The sequence below is a fragment of the Myroides sp. JBRI-B21084 genome (assembly GCF_030545015.1).
In the GTDB taxonomy this organism is placed as follows: Bacteria; Bacteroidota; Bacteroidia; order Flavobacteriales; family Flavobacteriaceae; genus Flavobacterium.
Map to the genome: position 1 here is coordinate 1,292,319 of NZ_CP120653.1, position 16,284 is coordinate 1,308,602.

16 protein-coding genes are annotated in these 16,284 nt (G+C 31.7%); 8 read left to right on the top strand and 8 right to left on the bottom strand.

The window, feature by feature from the left end; genetic code table 11:
* Positions 1-104 precede the first annotated feature (104 nt).
* The 5 genes from P3875_RS06340 to P3875_RS06360 form a co-directional block, all read right to left on the bottom strand.
* A complete protein-coding gene (locus tag P3875_RS06340; RefSeq protein WP_303443106.1) occupies positions 105-1,526 on the bottom strand; it encodes a hypothetical protein in 1,422 nt (473 codons plus the stop codon).
* 94 nt (positions 1,527-1,620) lie between these two features.
* Complete coding sequence (locus P3875_RS06345; protein WP_303443107.1) at positions 1,621-1,941, bottom strand: hypothetical protein; 321 nt, start codon at positions 1,939-1,941, stop codon at positions 1,621-1,623.
* A gap of 87 nt (positions 1,942-2,028) precedes the next feature.
* Entirely contained in the window at positions 2,029-3,801 is a 1,773-nt protein-coding gene (locus tag P3875_RS06350) for an AMP-dependent synthetase/ligase (RefSeq protein WP_303443108.1), read from the bottom strand.
* A gap of 78 nt (positions 3,802-3,879) precedes the next feature.
* Positions 3,880-4,335: a hypothetical protein gene (locus tag P3875_RS06355; protein ID WP_303443109.1), complete on the bottom strand. Its 456-nt coding sequence runs from the start codon at positions 4,333-4,335 to the stop codon at positions 3,880-3,882.
* Entirely contained in the window at positions 4,332-5,351 is a 1,020-nt protein-coding gene (locus P3875_RS06360) for a M28 family metallopeptidase (protein ID WP_303443110.1), read from the bottom strand. The genes P3875_RS06355 and P3875_RS06360 overlap by 4 nt, the downstream gene beginning before the upstream one ends.
* A gap of 78 nt (positions 5,352-5,429) precedes the next feature.
* On the opposite strand from P3875_RS06360, the gene P3875_RS06365 reads away from it, so the two are divergent.
* Positions 5,430-6,236: an SDR family oxidoreductase gene (locus P3875_RS06365; RefSeq protein WP_303443111.1), complete on the top strand. Its 807-nt coding sequence runs from the start codon at positions 5,430-5,432 to the stop codon at positions 6,234-6,236.
* A gap of 18 nt (positions 6,237-6,254) precedes the next feature.
* Positions 6,255-6,911: a fructose-6-phosphate aldolase gene (gene fsa, locus P3875_RS06370; protein ID WP_303443112.1), complete on the top strand. Its 657-nt coding sequence runs from the start codon at positions 6,255-6,257 to the stop codon at positions 6,909-6,911.
* A gap of 22 nt (positions 6,912-6,933) precedes the next feature.
* Here fsa and meaB read toward each other — a convergent pair whose 3' ends face one another.
* A complete protein-coding gene (gene meaB, locus P3875_RS06375; RefSeq protein WP_303443113.1) occupies positions 6,934-8,037 on the bottom strand; it encodes a methylmalonyl Co-A mutase-associated GTPase MeaB in 1,104 nt (367 codons plus the stop codon).
* A 102-nt stretch (positions 8,038-8,139) separates the two neighbouring features.
* Between meaB and P3875_RS06380 the strand changes: the two genes are divergently transcribed.
* Genes P3875_RS06380 through P3875_RS06395 form a run of 4 tightly spaced genes read left to right on the top strand, consistent with a single transcriptional unit; the run spans position 8,140 to position 12,332 of the window.
* On the top strand, positions 8,140-9,348 hold the full coding sequence (locus tag P3875_RS06380) for an MFS transporter (RefSeq protein WP_303443114.1): 1,209 nt from the start codon (positions 8,140-8,142) through the stop codon (positions 9,346-9,348).
* Complete coding sequence (locus P3875_RS06385) at positions 9,348-10,754, top strand: FAD-binding oxidoreductase (RefSeq protein WP_303443115.1); 1,407 nt, start codon at positions 9,348-9,350, stop codon at positions 10,752-10,754. The genes P3875_RS06380 and P3875_RS06385 overlap by 1 nt, the downstream gene beginning before the upstream one ends.
* A 1-nt stretch (position 10,755) precedes the next feature.
* A complete protein-coding gene (locus P3875_RS06390) occupies positions 10,756-11,310 on the top strand; it encodes a pseudouridine synthase (protein ID WP_303443116.1) in 555 nt (184 codons plus the stop codon).
* Between the two features lie 20 nt (positions 11,311-11,330).
* Positions 11,331-12,332 carry a cation diffusion facilitator family transporter gene (locus P3875_RS06395; RefSeq protein WP_303443118.1) on the top strand — a complete coding sequence of 334 codons (1,002 nt, stop codon included), beginning with the start codon at positions 11,331-11,333 and terminating at the stop codon, positions 12,330-12,332.
* Here P3875_RS06395 and P3875_RS06400 read toward each other — a convergent pair.
* Together P3875_RS06400 and P3875_RS06405 are read right to left on the bottom strand one after the other, a co-directional pair.
* Positions 12,319-13,080, bottom strand: a complete 762-nt coding sequence (locus tag P3875_RS06400; protein WP_303443119.1) for an ABC transporter ATP-binding protein — start codon at positions 13,078-13,080, stop codon at positions 12,319-12,321. The genes P3875_RS06395 and P3875_RS06400 overlap by 14 nt on opposite strands.
* A gap of 3 nt (positions 13,081-13,083) precedes the next feature.
* Positions 13,084-14,295, bottom strand: coding sequence for an MFS transporter (locus P3875_RS06405; RefSeq protein ID WP_303443120.1), 1,212 nt, complete (start codon positions 14,293-14,295; stop codon positions 13,084-13,086).
* Between the two features lie 111 nt (positions 14,296-14,406).
* On the opposite strand from P3875_RS06405, the gene P3875_RS06410 reads away from it, so the two are divergent.
* Positions 14,407-15,255, top strand: a complete 849-nt coding sequence (locus P3875_RS06410) for a transketolase (protein WP_303443121.1) — start codon at positions 14,407-14,409, stop codon at positions 15,253-15,255.
* Between the two features lie 43 nt (positions 15,256-15,298).
* Positions 15,299-16,252, top strand: a complete 954-nt coding sequence (locus tag P3875_RS06415; protein WP_303443123.1) for a transketolase family protein — start codon at positions 15,299-15,301, stop codon at positions 16,250-16,252.
* Positions 16,253-16,284: the final 32 nt, after the last annotated feature.

Genomic DNA, 16,284 nt, shown 5'->3' on the forward strand with positions numbered 1-16,284 from the left:
AAAACCAAATATAATAAAAAAAATAGTATGCACGCATACTATTTTTGATAAATTTATAGGTGTTAACTAAAAATTAAGGATTTGTTAGTTTTTAAACTTTTTTATTATAAAGTTGTTATACAATTTTCATTGTTTAAATAACAAACCTGTCCCATTTCATTTAAAATGAAACTAGATTTATTAGTATAAGATTCTAAATTAGATCCCGATATGAGTTGTTTGTCAAATAATGCTTTTTCACTTTTTTTATCAATTTCCATTAATTTAAGATTTTTTGAAGAGTCTTTATATAAAAGTAAAATAGTTTCATTCTTATCAAAAATATCAAAAATGTAATATGCTAAATCCATTTTTCCATTTCCTAAATTAGAGACTATATTTTCAAGTTTATCAAAGGTTTCTTGTTCGAATGGTATTTTGTATGTTTTATTTTTGTTAAAATCATAAATATGTTCACTGTATTTTAGTAAAATTAAGGATTTATGAAAACAGTATGAATGTAAATTATTAAAAAGTTTATATTTGATATAGTTTTTTGGTATTGATTGATCCATTAAATGTTTTAGAATAATTTCATTTTGATTATTTTTATTTATTTCAAAAACTGACAAATATTTACTTTCAGTATTTGGATTTCCATTTTTAGTATTAAGTGGTATAATAAAATTATCGTTAATAGGAAAAATAAAAGAACTATTTACTACCTTATATTTATCTTTTAATAATAAATGTTCTGTGTTTATAAATTTGATGTCTGATATTTTTTGATTATTTATATCGTAAATTATCGTAAATTGTTTCTTAATAAAATTTATATTTTTTAATTCGTCAATTAAAGGAAGGTTAATATCCACAATTAAGAGTAATTCACTTGAATTAAACTTTGAAATATTATAGATTGTAGGATTTATTGATGGAAGAATTTTAACGGCATTTTCATATTCGTGAAAATATTTTTCATACGAATTCTTATAGTATATTTGGTAGGCAAGTTTTACCCATTGATTATTAGGTATTATATCAAAGTTTGTTACTTTGTCATAGTAAGACCATCTAAATAATTCACTGTTGAATATTAGCAATGAATTATCAAATTGTATCCTAGGACTTCCTCTTTTTAATTCATCAAAACAATTAAGTTGAATGTTATTTAAGTAATTATTCATGAATAAATTTATGTCCATACCTAGTAAAGGCGTAGAAAATAGAATTTTTTCATTTTCTACTATATTTATTGTTGAATTTAGACCATTGATATATTTATTAAATAAATTGTCAGAATATATTACTTCACATTCTTTATAGTTAAGTAATCCAGTTCTTTTATTAACCAACAATGAATCAATTTCTAAATTACTTTTGAAAATAAAAGTTATTTTAGGTTTATCTAATTTTTGATATAGATTATATAGGGAAATAGTACAATTAGCACAATCATTAAGATTTAATGCAACTATTATATTTCTATCATTAGCTAAAGTTAAATGAGTAACTAACAATGTCAATAAAATTAGAATATTTTTCATAAATTTAGAAGAGTATAAATATTTATATAATTAACATTAAAAGCTGTTTTTTAAAACAGCTTTTAATGTTAATATGTTTAGTTATTGATTTAATTTATTCGTAAGGTTCGTATTCTATTGTAAATGTATCACCATTACCTGGTGTAATACCATTAAGATTTTCTATAGGTGTTCCATTTACAGAAGGACGTATTACTATTTTATCTATATTACAATCTGGTACTTCGATTCGTGAAATCCATCCATCAAATATAACGGTTACCTTTACACAAGTTCCAGAGTCTCCATCACACTTTACAAGTGTATTAAAATCATCACTTAAAATTAATTCGGCACTACCAGATACAGTGTAAGTTTGCGCTGAACCTGTTGTAGCTATTCCTAATAAGAATAACGTTGCTAAAATTTTTTTCATAATAAATATATTATTTAATGTTAATTATGCTAATGTATTTTTTTTTTTTTTTTTAAATTAACAAAATATATTTTAAATTTTAACATATTAATTATATATTTTATCGTATAAGCTTTTATGCTTTTCTAAAATAACTTTGCGTTTTAGTTTAAGTGTTGGGGTTAATTCACCGGTATCAATACTCCAAACATTTGGTGTAAGTGCAAACTTTTTAATTTGTTCCCATTTACCAAATTGCGGGTTAATGGTGTCAATTTCTTTTTGAATACGTTCTATAACCAATTCGTTTTTCACAACTTCGTCTAAGGTAAAACCAAGGTTTACTTTGTTGCGGTTTGCCCATTCTTTAATAAAATCAAAATTAGGCTGTATTAACGCAGCTGGCATTTTTTGGCCTTCGCCCACCACCATAATCTGCTCTATAAAGCGCGATTGTTTCATGGCATTTTCAATCATTTGTGGGGCAACGTATTTACCGCCGCTGGTTTTAAACATTTCTTTTTTACGATCGGTAATAAATAAAAAGCCATCGCTATCAATCATACCAATATCACCTGTGTGAAACCAACCATCAATAAAGGCTTCGTTAGTTTTTTCTTCGTCTTTGTAGTAACCGCTTGTAATAGAAGGACCTTGACAAAGAATTTCGCCATCGGCAGCAAATTTTACGGTTACATTATTTAAAACCCTACCAACAGAGCCAATTTTCCAGCCGCTGTTGCGTTGGTCGTTTACCGAAATTACGGGCGAAGTTTCGGTTAAACCATAACCTTCCATTACAGGAATGGCAGCTCCGCCAAAAATGCGAGCCAAACGCGGCGAAAGTGGGGCAGAACCCGACACCAATAATTCTAAATTGCCACCCAAGGCAGCTTGCCATTTAGAGAATATTAATTTACGAGCAATTTTTAGTTTAAATTCATAAAAACCACCGTTGGCTTGGTATGGTTTAAAATCCTCGGCTAAACGCAATGCCCAAAAGAAAAGTACTTTTTTAATACCTGTAAGTTCAGATCCTTTTGCATAAATTTTATCGAATACTTTTTCTAAAACACGCGGAACAACCGTCATTACTTGCGGTTTTACTTCTTGTAGATTGTCTGAAATTTTTTCAATTGATTCCGCAAAATAAACCGATACACCCATGTATTGGAATAAGTATAAAATCATTCGTTCAAAAATATGGCAACATGGTAAAAAACTCAATGCGGTATAACTTCCCTTTGCAAACGGAACACGAGGTTCTGAGCCTAAAACATTGCTAATGATATTGTTATGTGTAAGAATAACTCCTTTTGGTGTGCCTGTAGTACCCGATGTATAAATGATTGAAGCTAAGTCGTTTGGCGATACGTTTGCTTTTGCAATTTCTAATTCATTAGTATTTAAAGCTTCTTTACCAGCGGTTACCACTTGTTGCCAATTGGCACAACCTGGAATATCATCGAACGAATAAATACCGCGTAATTTTGGAATATTGAATTTAACGCGATCTAATTTTTCTAAAATAACTTTATCAGATACAAATACATAGATACTTTCAGAATGCTTAATAATATACTCGTAATCGTGTTCTGAAATGGTAGGATAAATGGGCACTGTAACAGCGCCGGTTTGTAAAATACCAATATCCATTATGTTCCATTCGGTGCGATTGGTTGATGTAATAAGTGCAATTTTATCGCCCTTTTTTACGCCCATAGCCAACAATGCTTTTGAAACGTAATTTGCTTGTTCTATATATTCGGCAGTGCTGGTTGATTTCCAAACACCATTGTATTTAGTTGAAAATGCTTTATCTAGCGGATAGTTTTGTTGCTGATAATAAGGAATATCGAATAATCTACCTATTTGAGACATATTTTTTTAGGTTTTTAGTTATAGCATTTGCAAAATATTTAAATTTTATGATAAATGCAAGTTATTTTTAGTTTTATTTTAGTTGTTTTGATGCGTTTTTAATTTCTGCATTCCTTCGTTATAAAATTGGTCTGAAGGCATTTCTTTTTTTTCTTCTAAAGTGTTTAAAAGTATACCGTTTTTATAAAAATAATCGGCATAACGCAGCAATTTGTTTGCATTGTTTGCATCGGTTTCTTCGGCTATACATGCAATAAGTTCATTGTTTTTGTAATAAAATACTTTTTGTATGGTATGCTTTTCAAATACAGTGTAAATAATAGAAAATACTTCGTTGGTTGGTAAAACGTAATAAGATAAATCATAACTGGTTCCGTTTTCTAAATTTCCGTTTTTATTAATAGGGTCGAACCATTGATTTTGAGAAGTATCTTGAATGTAACTTTGAATTTCTTTAATGGTTTCGGTATTATCTTGTGCGTGTACATTTGTAAACATCAACATGCAAACAAATAAAAAGGCTATTTTTTTCATTGATTATTTAGTTTAAGTCGGTCTGGTTTATTTGTTATTTCCCAAGCTGTTACAAAAATAAGTTGCACACGTTTAAGCATGTCGTTAAAATTAATTTTATCAACCGTATCGGTAGGTTTGTGATAATCTGCATGTTCTCCGCTGTAATAAAAAATTACAGGAATGTTGTATTGTGCAAAATTGTAATGGTCGGATCTGTAATAAATCATTTCCGGATGTTTATCATCGTTAAAAGTATAATCTAGTTTTAAATGCGTATATTTTTTGTTAGCATTTTCTGAAATTTGGTGTAATTCGTTGCTAATTTTATCGCTTCCAACTAAATAAATATAAGGTGTTTTATTGTTGTTGTACGTAAAATCTCTTCGTCCAATCATATCAACATTTAAATCTGCAACAATGTTTTCTAACGGAATAACTTTAGAATTCACAAAATAGCGCGAACCATGCAAACCGTATTCTTCACCAGTGCAGTGCAAAAAAACAATGGAGCGTTTTGGGCCAAATCCATTTTTTTGAGCAATTTTAAACATTCGTGCCATTTCTAACAAAGCCGTTGTACCTGTACCATTATCGTCGGCACCGTTGTAAATTTCGTTGTTTGTAATACCCACGTGGTCGTAATGTGCAGAAATAACTACATATTCATCGGGTTTTTCACTTCCTTTAATGTAAGCAACAACGTTTTCACTATCGTTTAACTTAGGACTAAACATGCGTTTCATTGCTTCCGAAGGTACTTTTTGGTAATAATCGTTGGTACCAGGCAGGGCATCAATTCCTAATTTTTTATAGAAATTTTTTATGTAGTTTGCAGCTTTTTTTTGTCCGGGTTCTCCTGTTTTTCTACCTTCCATTTCATCGCTTGCAATAATAGTAAGGTGTTTAATTAACTCATCTTTAGATAAATGTTCCATCATTTCCTTTACGTGGTCTTTTGGTTTTTGCGCCAAAAGCATACCCGAATTTAAAAATGCAACTGTTACAACTGCGTGTATAAACAATTTATAGTTCATGTTGGTTTAATAAGTTTATGAACACTAAAAATACTAAATTTACAAATAGCTATTGTATATTTGTTGAAAATATTAAAAATGGCAAAAGTAGTATTGATTACCGGTGGATCATCGGGCATTGGCAAAACAGTAGGTATTTATTTACAAAAGCAAGGTTTTAAAGTATATGGAAGCAGTAGAAACCCTGAAAATGTAACCGAAAATGCTTTTCCGTTAGTAGCTCTTGATGTTAGAAACAATGAATCGATACAAAAAGCAATTACCGATATTATTGCAAACGAAGGAAAAATAGATGTGCTAATTAACAATGCAGGTGTTGGTATTACTGGACCCATTGAGGAAATTCCTTTAGAAGAAATTCAAAATAATTTTCACACAAATGTTTTTGGACCAATAGAGGTTATAAAAGCTGTATTGCCGCACATGCGTAAACAAAAATCGGGGTTAATAATAAACGTAACATCAATTGCTGGATACATGGGATTGCCTTATCGTGGCATTTATTCGGCAAGTAAAGGTGCTTTAGAATTGATAACCGAGGCCATACGTATGGAAGTAAAACCTTTTAATATTAATGTAACGAATGTAGCACCTGGAGATTTTGCAACCGATATAGCTGCTAGAAGATTTCATGCGCCGGTTTTGGAAAATTCGCCGTATAAAGAAGTTTACAGCAGTCAGTTAGCAACTATTAACGAGCATGTAAACGATGGGGGAGATCCTATTGAAATGGCGAAAGCTATACAAGCTATTATTCAAACAAAAGAACCTAAAATTCATTATAAAGTAGGGGCTTTTATGCAAAAATTTTCTATCTTTCTTAAAATGATTTTGCCCGATACTACTTATGAAAAAATACTAATGAATCATTACAAATTAAAATAAATTTAAAACAACAATACAATGAAATTTTTTATAGACACAGCAAACCTTGATCAAATAAAAGAAGCGCAAGCCTTGGGTGTTTTAGATGGTGTTACCACAAACCCGTCGTTAATGGCGAAAGAAGGTATTACCGGTAAAAACAATATTTTAAAACATTATGTAGATATTTGTGAAATTGTAGATGGAGATGTAAGTGCAGAAGTAATTGCTACCGATTTTGAAGGAATGATTAAAGAAGGCGAGGAGTTGGCGGAATTAAACGAACAAATTGTTGTTAAATTACCAATGACTAAAGACGGTATTAAAGCGTGTAAATATTTTTCTGATAAAGGTATTAAAACAAATGTAACCTTAGTTTTTTCGGCAGGGCAAGCTTTGTTAGCAGCTAAAGCGGGTGCCACTTACGTATCACCGTTTATTGGTAGATTAGACGATGTTTCTACCGATGGTTTAAATTTAATTGATGAAATTAGATTGATTTATGATAACTACGCTTTTGAAACGCAAATTTTAGCAGCGTCGGTTCGTAATACAATGCATATAGTTAATTGTGCAAAAATTGGTGCCGATGTAATGACGGGTCCTTTAAGTTCTATTTTAGGATTATTAAAACATCCGTTAACCGATTTAGGGTTAGAACAATTTTTAGCAGATTACGCAAAAGGAAATAAATAAAAACACAAAGCACTTAATTCAATTAAGTGCTTTTGTTTATTGTGTTATACAAATTTAATAATTCATTTGCAGCTGTAAAAGGCGATATTTCATTGTTTTGTACCTTTTTTTGAAATGTATGTAATTGATTTACAATTTGTGTGTTTTCGTAAAAATTTAATAGCAACTGTTCGTTAATAGTTTCTTTTAACCAATAGATGTTTTGGTTGTTTCGGTTGGTTTCAAAAAAGTTATTTTCTTTAACTAAACTAAAATAATTCTCAATTAATTGCCAAATATCTTCAATACCTTCGTTATAAAAAGCGCTTGCTAACAATACTTTTGGTTGCCATTTCGATTCTTTTAAAGGAAACAAATGCAAGGCACGGTTAATATCTAACTTTGCAGTTTGGGCACGTTTTAAATTATCGCCATCTGCTTTATTAATAACAACACCATCTGCCATTTCCATAATACCGCGTTTAATACCTTGTAATTCATCGCCAGCACCTGCTAAATTCAATAGTAAAAAGAAATCGGTCATGCTGTGAACGGCAGTTTCACTTTGCCCCACACCAACGGTTTCAATTAAAATAGTATCAAACCCAGCTGCTTCACATAAAATAATACTTTCGCGGGTTTTTCTAGATACACCTCCTAAGCTTTCACCTGAAGCCGAAGGACGTATAAATGCATTTTTGTTTTTAACCAAATCTTCCATTCGGGTTTTATCGCCCAAAATACTTCCTTTACTTATACTACTACTTGGGTCTACAGCTAAAACGGCTACTTTTTTACCTTTTTTTGTTAAAAAGGTTCCAAATGTTTCTATAAAAGTACTTTTTCCCACACCCGGAATGCCGGTTATACCAATACGGATTGATTTATTTGCATAAGGCAAACATGCTTGAATAATGGTATTTGCTTGTTGTTGATGTTGGATATTGGTACTTTCAATTAAGGTAATAGCCTTACTTAACGAAGGTATATCGCCTTGCAACAAATTTTCAATTAACAAATTGATATTGAGTGCTTTTTTTCTGAAATTTTGAATGTTTTTTATGGAATTTTGATTCACATGATTAGGTTGTGAAATTCCATCCACTTCATGTAAGCTTTTTTTGTTGCGAAACTTTTCGTTGGGCATAATGAATCGTTTTAACAAACTTACAAAATACTTATAAAAAATTGATTAAATAGTAAATGATTGTTTACTATTGGATAAATTTGCACATTCAATTAAAAAGAAATGTCAACAGTAACCAAAACTGGAACAACAAAGCCGGTTTACGCCATATTGGTAGCAATAAGTGTTGCCCATTTATTAAATGATTTGTTGCAAGCGGTAATACCAGCAATTTATCCAAAATTAGAAGCTAAATACCATTTAACTTTTGCACAAGTAGGTATGATAACGCTTTGTTATCAATTAGCAGCTTCTATTTTTCAACCAATTGTAGGTGCTTATACCGACAAGAATCCTAAACCATATTCACAAATTTTTGGTATGTTTTTTACTATGTCGGGTATTGCCATGTTGGCTTATGCACCTAATTATACAATTATTTTACTTTCGGTGGTTTTAGTTGGTATAGGTTCTTCAATCTTCCATCCTGAATCATCGCGTGTGGCTTTTATGGCATCAAACGGTAAGCGTAGTTTTGCACAATCGGTTTTTCAAATTGGCGGTAATACAGGTACAGCTTTGGCTCCGTTGCTTATTGCTTGGATTGTATTACCCAACGGGCAATTGTATATTTTATGGTTTGTAAGTTTTGCTGTTTTGGCTCAAATTGTATTGGCTTACATTGCAAAATGGTATCAAGCTAAATTAAAAATTGCATCGCGTACTACTAAAAAAATAATACAAGTTCCTGATTTGTCTGTGTTTAGAATTAATTCGGCTATTACAATTTTATTGGTTTTAATTTTTTCAAAATATTTTTATGTATCAAGTATAACCAGTTATTTTCAGTTTTACACAATGGATAAATTTGGATTAAACGAAGTACAAGCTCAAGTATATTTGTTTTATTTTTTAATTGCAGTTGCTGTTGGAACACTTTTAGGAGGGATTTTTGGCGACCGTTTTGGACGCAAATATGTTATTTGGTTTTCTGTATTAGGTGCTGCTCCATTTACGTTAGCCTTGCCGTATGTTGGCTTGCAATTAACCGGAATTTTAATTGTAATTATTGGACTAATAATTTCATCGGCCTTTCCAGCTATTTTGGTATATGCACAAGAATTATTACCTAAAAAATTAGGAATGGTTTCGGGCTTGTTTTACGGTTTTGCTTTTGGAATGGGCGGTGTAGGGTCGGCCGTTTTAGGTGTTTTAGCCGATGCGTATTCTATAGATTATGTGTATTACATTTGTTCTTATTTACCTTTAATCGGTATTATTGCGTATTTTTTACCAAACATGAAAAAAATCAACTATAAAAACATAGAATAATGATTACTGCAACTGTATTAACTGAATTAATTAAAATTGTTGGTGAAGCTTTTGTTTTTACCGATGATGAAACGTTGAATGAATACGGAAAAGATCATACCGAAGATTTGGTTTTTCCACCATCGGTTGTAGTGAAACCTGCATCAACAAGCCAAGTAAGTGCAATTATGAAAATTGCTTTTGAAAACGAAATTCCTGTTATACCAATTGGTGCACGAACAGGTTTAAGTGGTGGTATTTTAGCTGTTCATAAAGGTATTGGACTTTCGTTAGAACGTATGAATCAAATTGAAAAAATTGATGAAGAAAACTTACAAGTTATTACACAACCTGGTGTTATTACCGAAGTTTTACAAAACGCAGTTGCTCAAAAAGGTTTGTTTTATCCTGTAGATCCTAGCAGTAAAGGCAGCTGTTTTATTGGTGGAAATATTGCAGAAAACGCAGGTGGCGCTCGTGCGGTTAAATACGGTGTTACTAAAGATTATGTTTTAAATTTAGAAGTTGTTTTACCCAATGGCGATATTATTACCACTGCTGCTAATACCTTAAAAAATGCAACAGGATATAATTTAACGCAGTTAATGGTTGGTAGCGAAGGAACTTTAGGAATTGTTACTAAAATAGTTTTAAAATTGTTACCAGCAGTACAACATAATGTACTTTTATGGGTGCCTTTTTATAAAATGGAACAGGCTGCTGCTGCCGTTTCGGCTATTTTTAAAGCAGGTGTGGTGCCAAGTGCATTAGAATTTATGGAGCGAGATGCTATTGTTTGGACCAGTAAGTTTGTTGAAGTGCCCGAAGTGTATCTAAAACCTGAAAACGAAGCACATTTATTAATTGAGGTTGATGGAAATTATCCAGATGTTTTAATGAATGAAGCCGAGAAGATTTTATCGGTTGTTGAAAATTTTGAAATAGATGAAGTGCTTTTTGCAGACACTACCGACCAAAAAAACACACTTTGGAAATTGCGTAGAAATATTGCCGAAGCTGTTAAGCAAAACACCGTTTATAAAGAAGAGGATACAGTGGTGCCACGTTACGAATTGCCTGCTTTGTTAAAAGGTATTAAAGAAATTGGTGCTAAATACGGCTTTAAAAGTATTTGTTACGGCCATGCTGGCGATGGTAACCTGCATGTGAATATTGTAAAGTTAGATATGGATGACGATTTATGGAAAACGGAAGTACCAAAAGGGGTAAACGAAATATTTAAACTTACAAAATTGTTAAACGGAACTATTTCTGGTGAACACGGTATTGGGTTGGTTCAAAAAGAATTTATGCCGATTGTTTTCAGTGAAATCGAACTGAATTTAATGCATCAAATTAAAAAAATATTCGACCCTAAAAACATCATGAATCCTGGTAAAATTTTTCCCTCATCATATTCCAACTAAAATGCACCAACATTTTTTATTATACAAACCTGCTGGTTATATTTCGCAATTTATTTATGAAAAAAAGCGAAACAAAAAGAAATTAGGCAACTTGTTTGATTTTCCCGAAGGTACCATGGCAATTGGTAGGTTAGATGAAAATTCGGAAGGTTTATTGATGCTGACTACCGATGGAAAAGTAAGCGAGAAAATTCGCGGAGCACATTATGAAAAGCAATACATAGTTCAAGTTGATGGTGTTATTACCAACGAAGCTATAGATAAACTTAAAAAAGGTGTTGAAATAGGTGTAAAAGGCGAACGATTAATAACCAAAGAATGTTTTGCTGCACTTATTGATAAGCCTAATTTTATTGGTGAAGGTTACCGCATACGTAGCGACAGACACGGACCTACTAGTTGGTTAACCATTACGTTAACGCAAGGTAAATTTCGTCAGGTTCGTAAAATGACAGCAGCTGTTGGTTTCCCTACTTTACGTTTAATTCGCGTACGTATTGGCAATTGGTATTTAGAAGGATTAAAAGTTGGCGAAGTTGTAGAAATTAAGTTGTAAATTAGTTAAAAAATAATAGTATGGCATCAATTGCTACCGAAAATTATAAATTTCAGCGTATAATTACTTTAATTGGTGTTTTGCTTTTTATTGTAAAAATATACGCTTGGTATGTAACCAATTCGGTTGCTATTTTAACCGATGCTTTAGAAAGTACCATTAATGTAATTGCAGGTTTTATTGGCTTGTATAGCTTGTATTTGTCTGCATTGCCTAAAGATCAAAACCATCCGTACGGTCATGGTAAGGCCGAGTTTATTTCGGCATCTATTGAAGGTACTTTGATAAGTATTGCGGGGGTTGTTATTATTTACGAAGCAATTGGAGAGTTAAAATCGCCAAAAGCTATTCAACAATTAGATTTCGGTTTAATTTTAATTGCAATTACTGCTGTAATTAATTATTTATTAGGTTATTACGCAATTAAAAAAGGCAAAAAAAACAATTCATTGGCATTAATTGCTAGTGGTAAACATTTACAAACCGATACCTTTTCTACAATAGGTATTGTAATTGGTTTAATTGTTTTGTATTTTACTAAAATTGCTTGGATTGATAGTGTTACAGCTTTGCTTTTTGCAGCTTTTATAATTTATACCGGATATAAAATTTTACGTGAATCTATTTCGGGAATTATGGACGAAACCGACGAACTGCTTTTAAACGAGGTTGTTGGTTTTTTAAATGAAAACAGAAGAGTAAATTGGATTGATTTACATAATTTACGCATCATTAAATACGGAAGCACACTTCATTTTGATTGCCATTTAACGGTTCCTTGGTATTTTAATATTGAAGAAGGTCATAGCGAAGTTGACGCCTTAGAAGCTACCGTAATTAATCATTTTGGAAATAGAATAGAACTTTTTGTTCATTTAGATGCTTGTATAGAAAATTCATGCAGCATTTGTACTAAAACTAATTGCGAATTGCGAAAACATCCGTTTAAACAAAAAATTAACTGGACAATAGCCAATATTTCAACCAACCAAAAACACCAATTATATTTTATTGAACAATAAATTGTTTTCTTTCTTTATCAAAAACAATAGCATCGGTATCAAAAAAACGATCAAAAACACCCTCGTTTATTAAATTTTGAGTGCTGTTATGGTAAAATTTTTCATCTTTAAGTAACATAATTTCATCGCTTAACTGTAAAGCTAAATCTAAATCATGGGTAGAAAATAAAATGCATTTGTTTTTTTCTTCACAAAGCCTTTTTAAAAGTTTAAATAAGCGCATTTTGTGATATAAATCTAAATGTGTTGATGGTTCATCTAAAAATATAAAAGGGGTATTTTGTACAACAGCTCTTGCAATAAGGCTTCGTTGTAATTGCCCATCGCTTAACTGTGCTAATTTTAAGTTTTGTAGCGATTTAATTTCACAATCAATTAAAACTTGGTCAATAAATAATAAATCATCAGTTGTTAATTGATCCAGCCAATTGGTGTAAGGTTGTCTACCCAATTTTACCAATTCAAAAACGGTTAAATCTTTATTTACGTTTTCATTAGTAAGCACCACACTCACCATTTTCGCAAAATCGGCATTAGTAAATTGGTTTAATTGTTTGCCATCAATACTAATTGCTCCGTTTTTTTTAGCAAGTAATCCCGATATTGTTTTAAGCAGCGTTGATTTACCTATACCATTACTACCTAGCAAACTAGTAAGCACGCCGGTTTTTAACTCAAAATTTAAATTATTAAATAAAGATTTGTTTTTATACCCAATTTCTAAATTTTCAACTTTAAAAACATTCATAATTTAAATTTTTTTCATTATAAAATAAAACCCTACACTTGTAAAAACAATCATTATACAATTAAAAATCCACAAATTAGTAAATCCAAAATTTTGTGCAATGTACGTTCCAATTAAAGGCGATGAAACAAAAGCCAAAGAAAAAGATATGCCATTTAATCCCATATAAGAACCTCTGTTTGTTGGTTTAGATCGATTTACAGCAACGGTTGAAGCAAATGGCATAATTAAAATTTCTGATATTGAAATTAAAAAAATTGATGCATATAAAATAAATTGTACGTGTGTTGGTATTAAAACCACAAATGCGGCACCACAAAATAAGCTCCCAATAATCATATTAGTTGTTAAGGTAAACTTTTTTTCGGCAAAATGCACCAAAGCCATTTCAAGAACAAAAACAACAATACCATTAAAACCCATTAATAAACCTACTTCTTTTTCGGTCATCATCGCAACGTTTTTGTAAAATAAAGGCAACGTATTTAAAATCTGAAAAAAACAAAAAGCGTAAATTGCTATAAAAACACTAAAAATTAAAAAAATACGATCGGAATAAGCCGATTTTTCTTTAATAGGTACCTGAATTGTAGAATTCAATTCTTTAAAAGGTGCATTTCCTTTGCGGTTTTTAAAATAAAAAACAAACAAAATTCCGGCAACGAAAGACATACAAGCGTTTGCATAAAACAAAAAGTTGTAAGAAACAGCAGCTAAAAAACCACCTATTGCAGGACCAATAGAGTAACCTAAATTTAAAGCCATTCGGTTTAACGAAAAAGCTCGTGTAAGATTTTCTGGTTTCGCATAAAACGATACCGATGCACTATTAGCAGGTCTGAACAATTCTTTAATAAAACTTAAAAATAAAATAGCAATACAAAGTGTTTCAAACGTTTTAAAATAAGGTACAATTATATAAAATGGAATACTAAAAAACAAGCTGAACGTTTGAATTTTAAACGATCCAAATTTATCAGTAAGCCACCCGCCAACAAATGAGCCTGCAATACTACCAATACCAAACATGCTTAATACAATGCCTGCATTTTGAAGTGAAAAGTTTAAAACCGTAGCCATATAAACGCCTAAAAATGGCAAAACCATAGACCCACTTTGGTTTATAAACATAACCATAGCTAACAACCAAGTTGCTTGTGATAAGCCTTTATAAGCACTTATGTAATTTTGCCAATACAATTTTAAAAGTTTCATAAATAAATGCAGTATACCTAATTAATTTAAAGTGAACAAAAATAGCAAGTTTTTGCGTGCAATCTTTTAAAAAACTTATCTTTGTACCCTATAAATTTTATGCGTTTATAAATGAAACCTAACACACAACAATTACAAAACTTGGTAACACAAGTAAGAAGAGATGTTTTACGAATGGTGCATGCTGTAAATTCGGGTCATCCGGGTGGATCATTAGGCTGCGCTGAATATTTTGTAGCATTGTATCAAGTACTTATGGATCGTAACGAAGTATTTGAAATGAATGGCAAAAACGAAGACCTTTTCTTTTTATCAAACGGACACATTTCTCCAGTATTTTACAGCGTTTTAGCACGTAGTGGCTATTTTCCAGTTAGCGAATTAGCATCTTTTAGAAAAATCGACTCTCGTTTACAAGGGCACCCAACAACACACAGCCATTTACCAGGTGTTCGCATGGCATCAGGTTCTTTAGGTCAAGGTTTGTCGGTAGCTTTAGGTGCTGCACAAGCTAAAAAGTTAAATAACGACGGTAAATTAGTGTACGTGCTTATGGGCGATGGCGAATTGCAAGAAGGTCAAAACTGGGAAGCTTTAATGTATGCTGCCGCTAATAAAGTTGATAATATTATTGCAACGGTTGATGTGAATGGAAAACAAATTGATGGTTCAACTGATGAGGTTTTAAATATGGGTAGTTTACAAGCTAAGTTTGAAGCCTTTGGTTGGGATGTTTTAACTATTGAAAAAGGAAATGATTTAGAAGCTGTAATTCAAGGTTTACAAGTGGCTAAGCAAAAAACGGGGAATAAAAAACCAATTATGGTATTGTTACATACCGAAATGGGTAATGGGGTAGATTTTATGATGCACACACACGCTTGGCACGGTAAAGCACCTAATAACGAACAGTTAGAAAACGCTTTAAACCAAAACCCAGCAACTTTAGGTGATTATTAATTGTAAGTAAGAATTACTTAAATATTTAAAAGATAATACATTAATGAAAAAATATATAAACTTAGGTAGTAAAGATACCCGTTCTGGTTTTGGAGCAGGTTTAACAGAATTAGGTAAGAAAAATGAAAATGTTGTTGCCTTATGTGCCGATTTAATTGGATCGTTAAAAATGGACGATTTTAAAAAGAATCATCCAGAGCGTTTTTTCCAAGTGGGTATTGCAGAAGCCAACATGATTGGTTTAGCAGCAGGTTTAACAATTGGAGGAAAAATTCCTTTTACAGGTACATTTGCAAACTTTTCAACAGGCCGTGTATACGATCAAATACGTCAATCGGTAGCATATTCTGAAAAAAATGTAAAAATTTGTGCTTCGCACGCAGGTTTAACCTTGGGTGAAGATGGCGCAACCCATCAAATTTTAGAAGATATAGGCTTAATGAAAATGCTGCCAGGTATGACCGTTATTAATACGTGTGATTACAACCAAACAAAAGCTGCTACTTTGGCAATTGCCGATTTTAATGGTCCGGTTTATTTGCGATTTGGTAGACCCGTAGTACCTAATTTTATTCCAGAAGACATGCCTTTTGAAATTGGTAAAGCTGTTGTACTTAGTGAAGGAACCGATGTTACACTTGTAGCTACAGGTCATTTAGTTTGGGAAGCTTTACAAGCTGCCGAAGCTTTAGAAAAAGATGGAATTTCTGCAGAAGTCATTAATGTACATACTATTAAACCTTTAGACGAAGAAACTATTTTAAAATCGGTTGCTAAAACAGGTTGTATTGTTACTGCCGAAGAGCATAATTATTTGGGTGGTTTAGGGGAAAGTATTTCGGGCGTTTTAGCTTTAAACAAACCAGCACCACAGGAGTTTGTTGCTGTAAACGATGTTTTTGGTGAATCGGGTACTCCTGAAGCTTTAATGGAAAAATACGGCTTAAATGCTAATGCAATTATTGAAAAATCTAAAAAGGTTTTAAGCAGAAAATAATTTTCGGTATAATATTTGTTAAAACAGTCTAA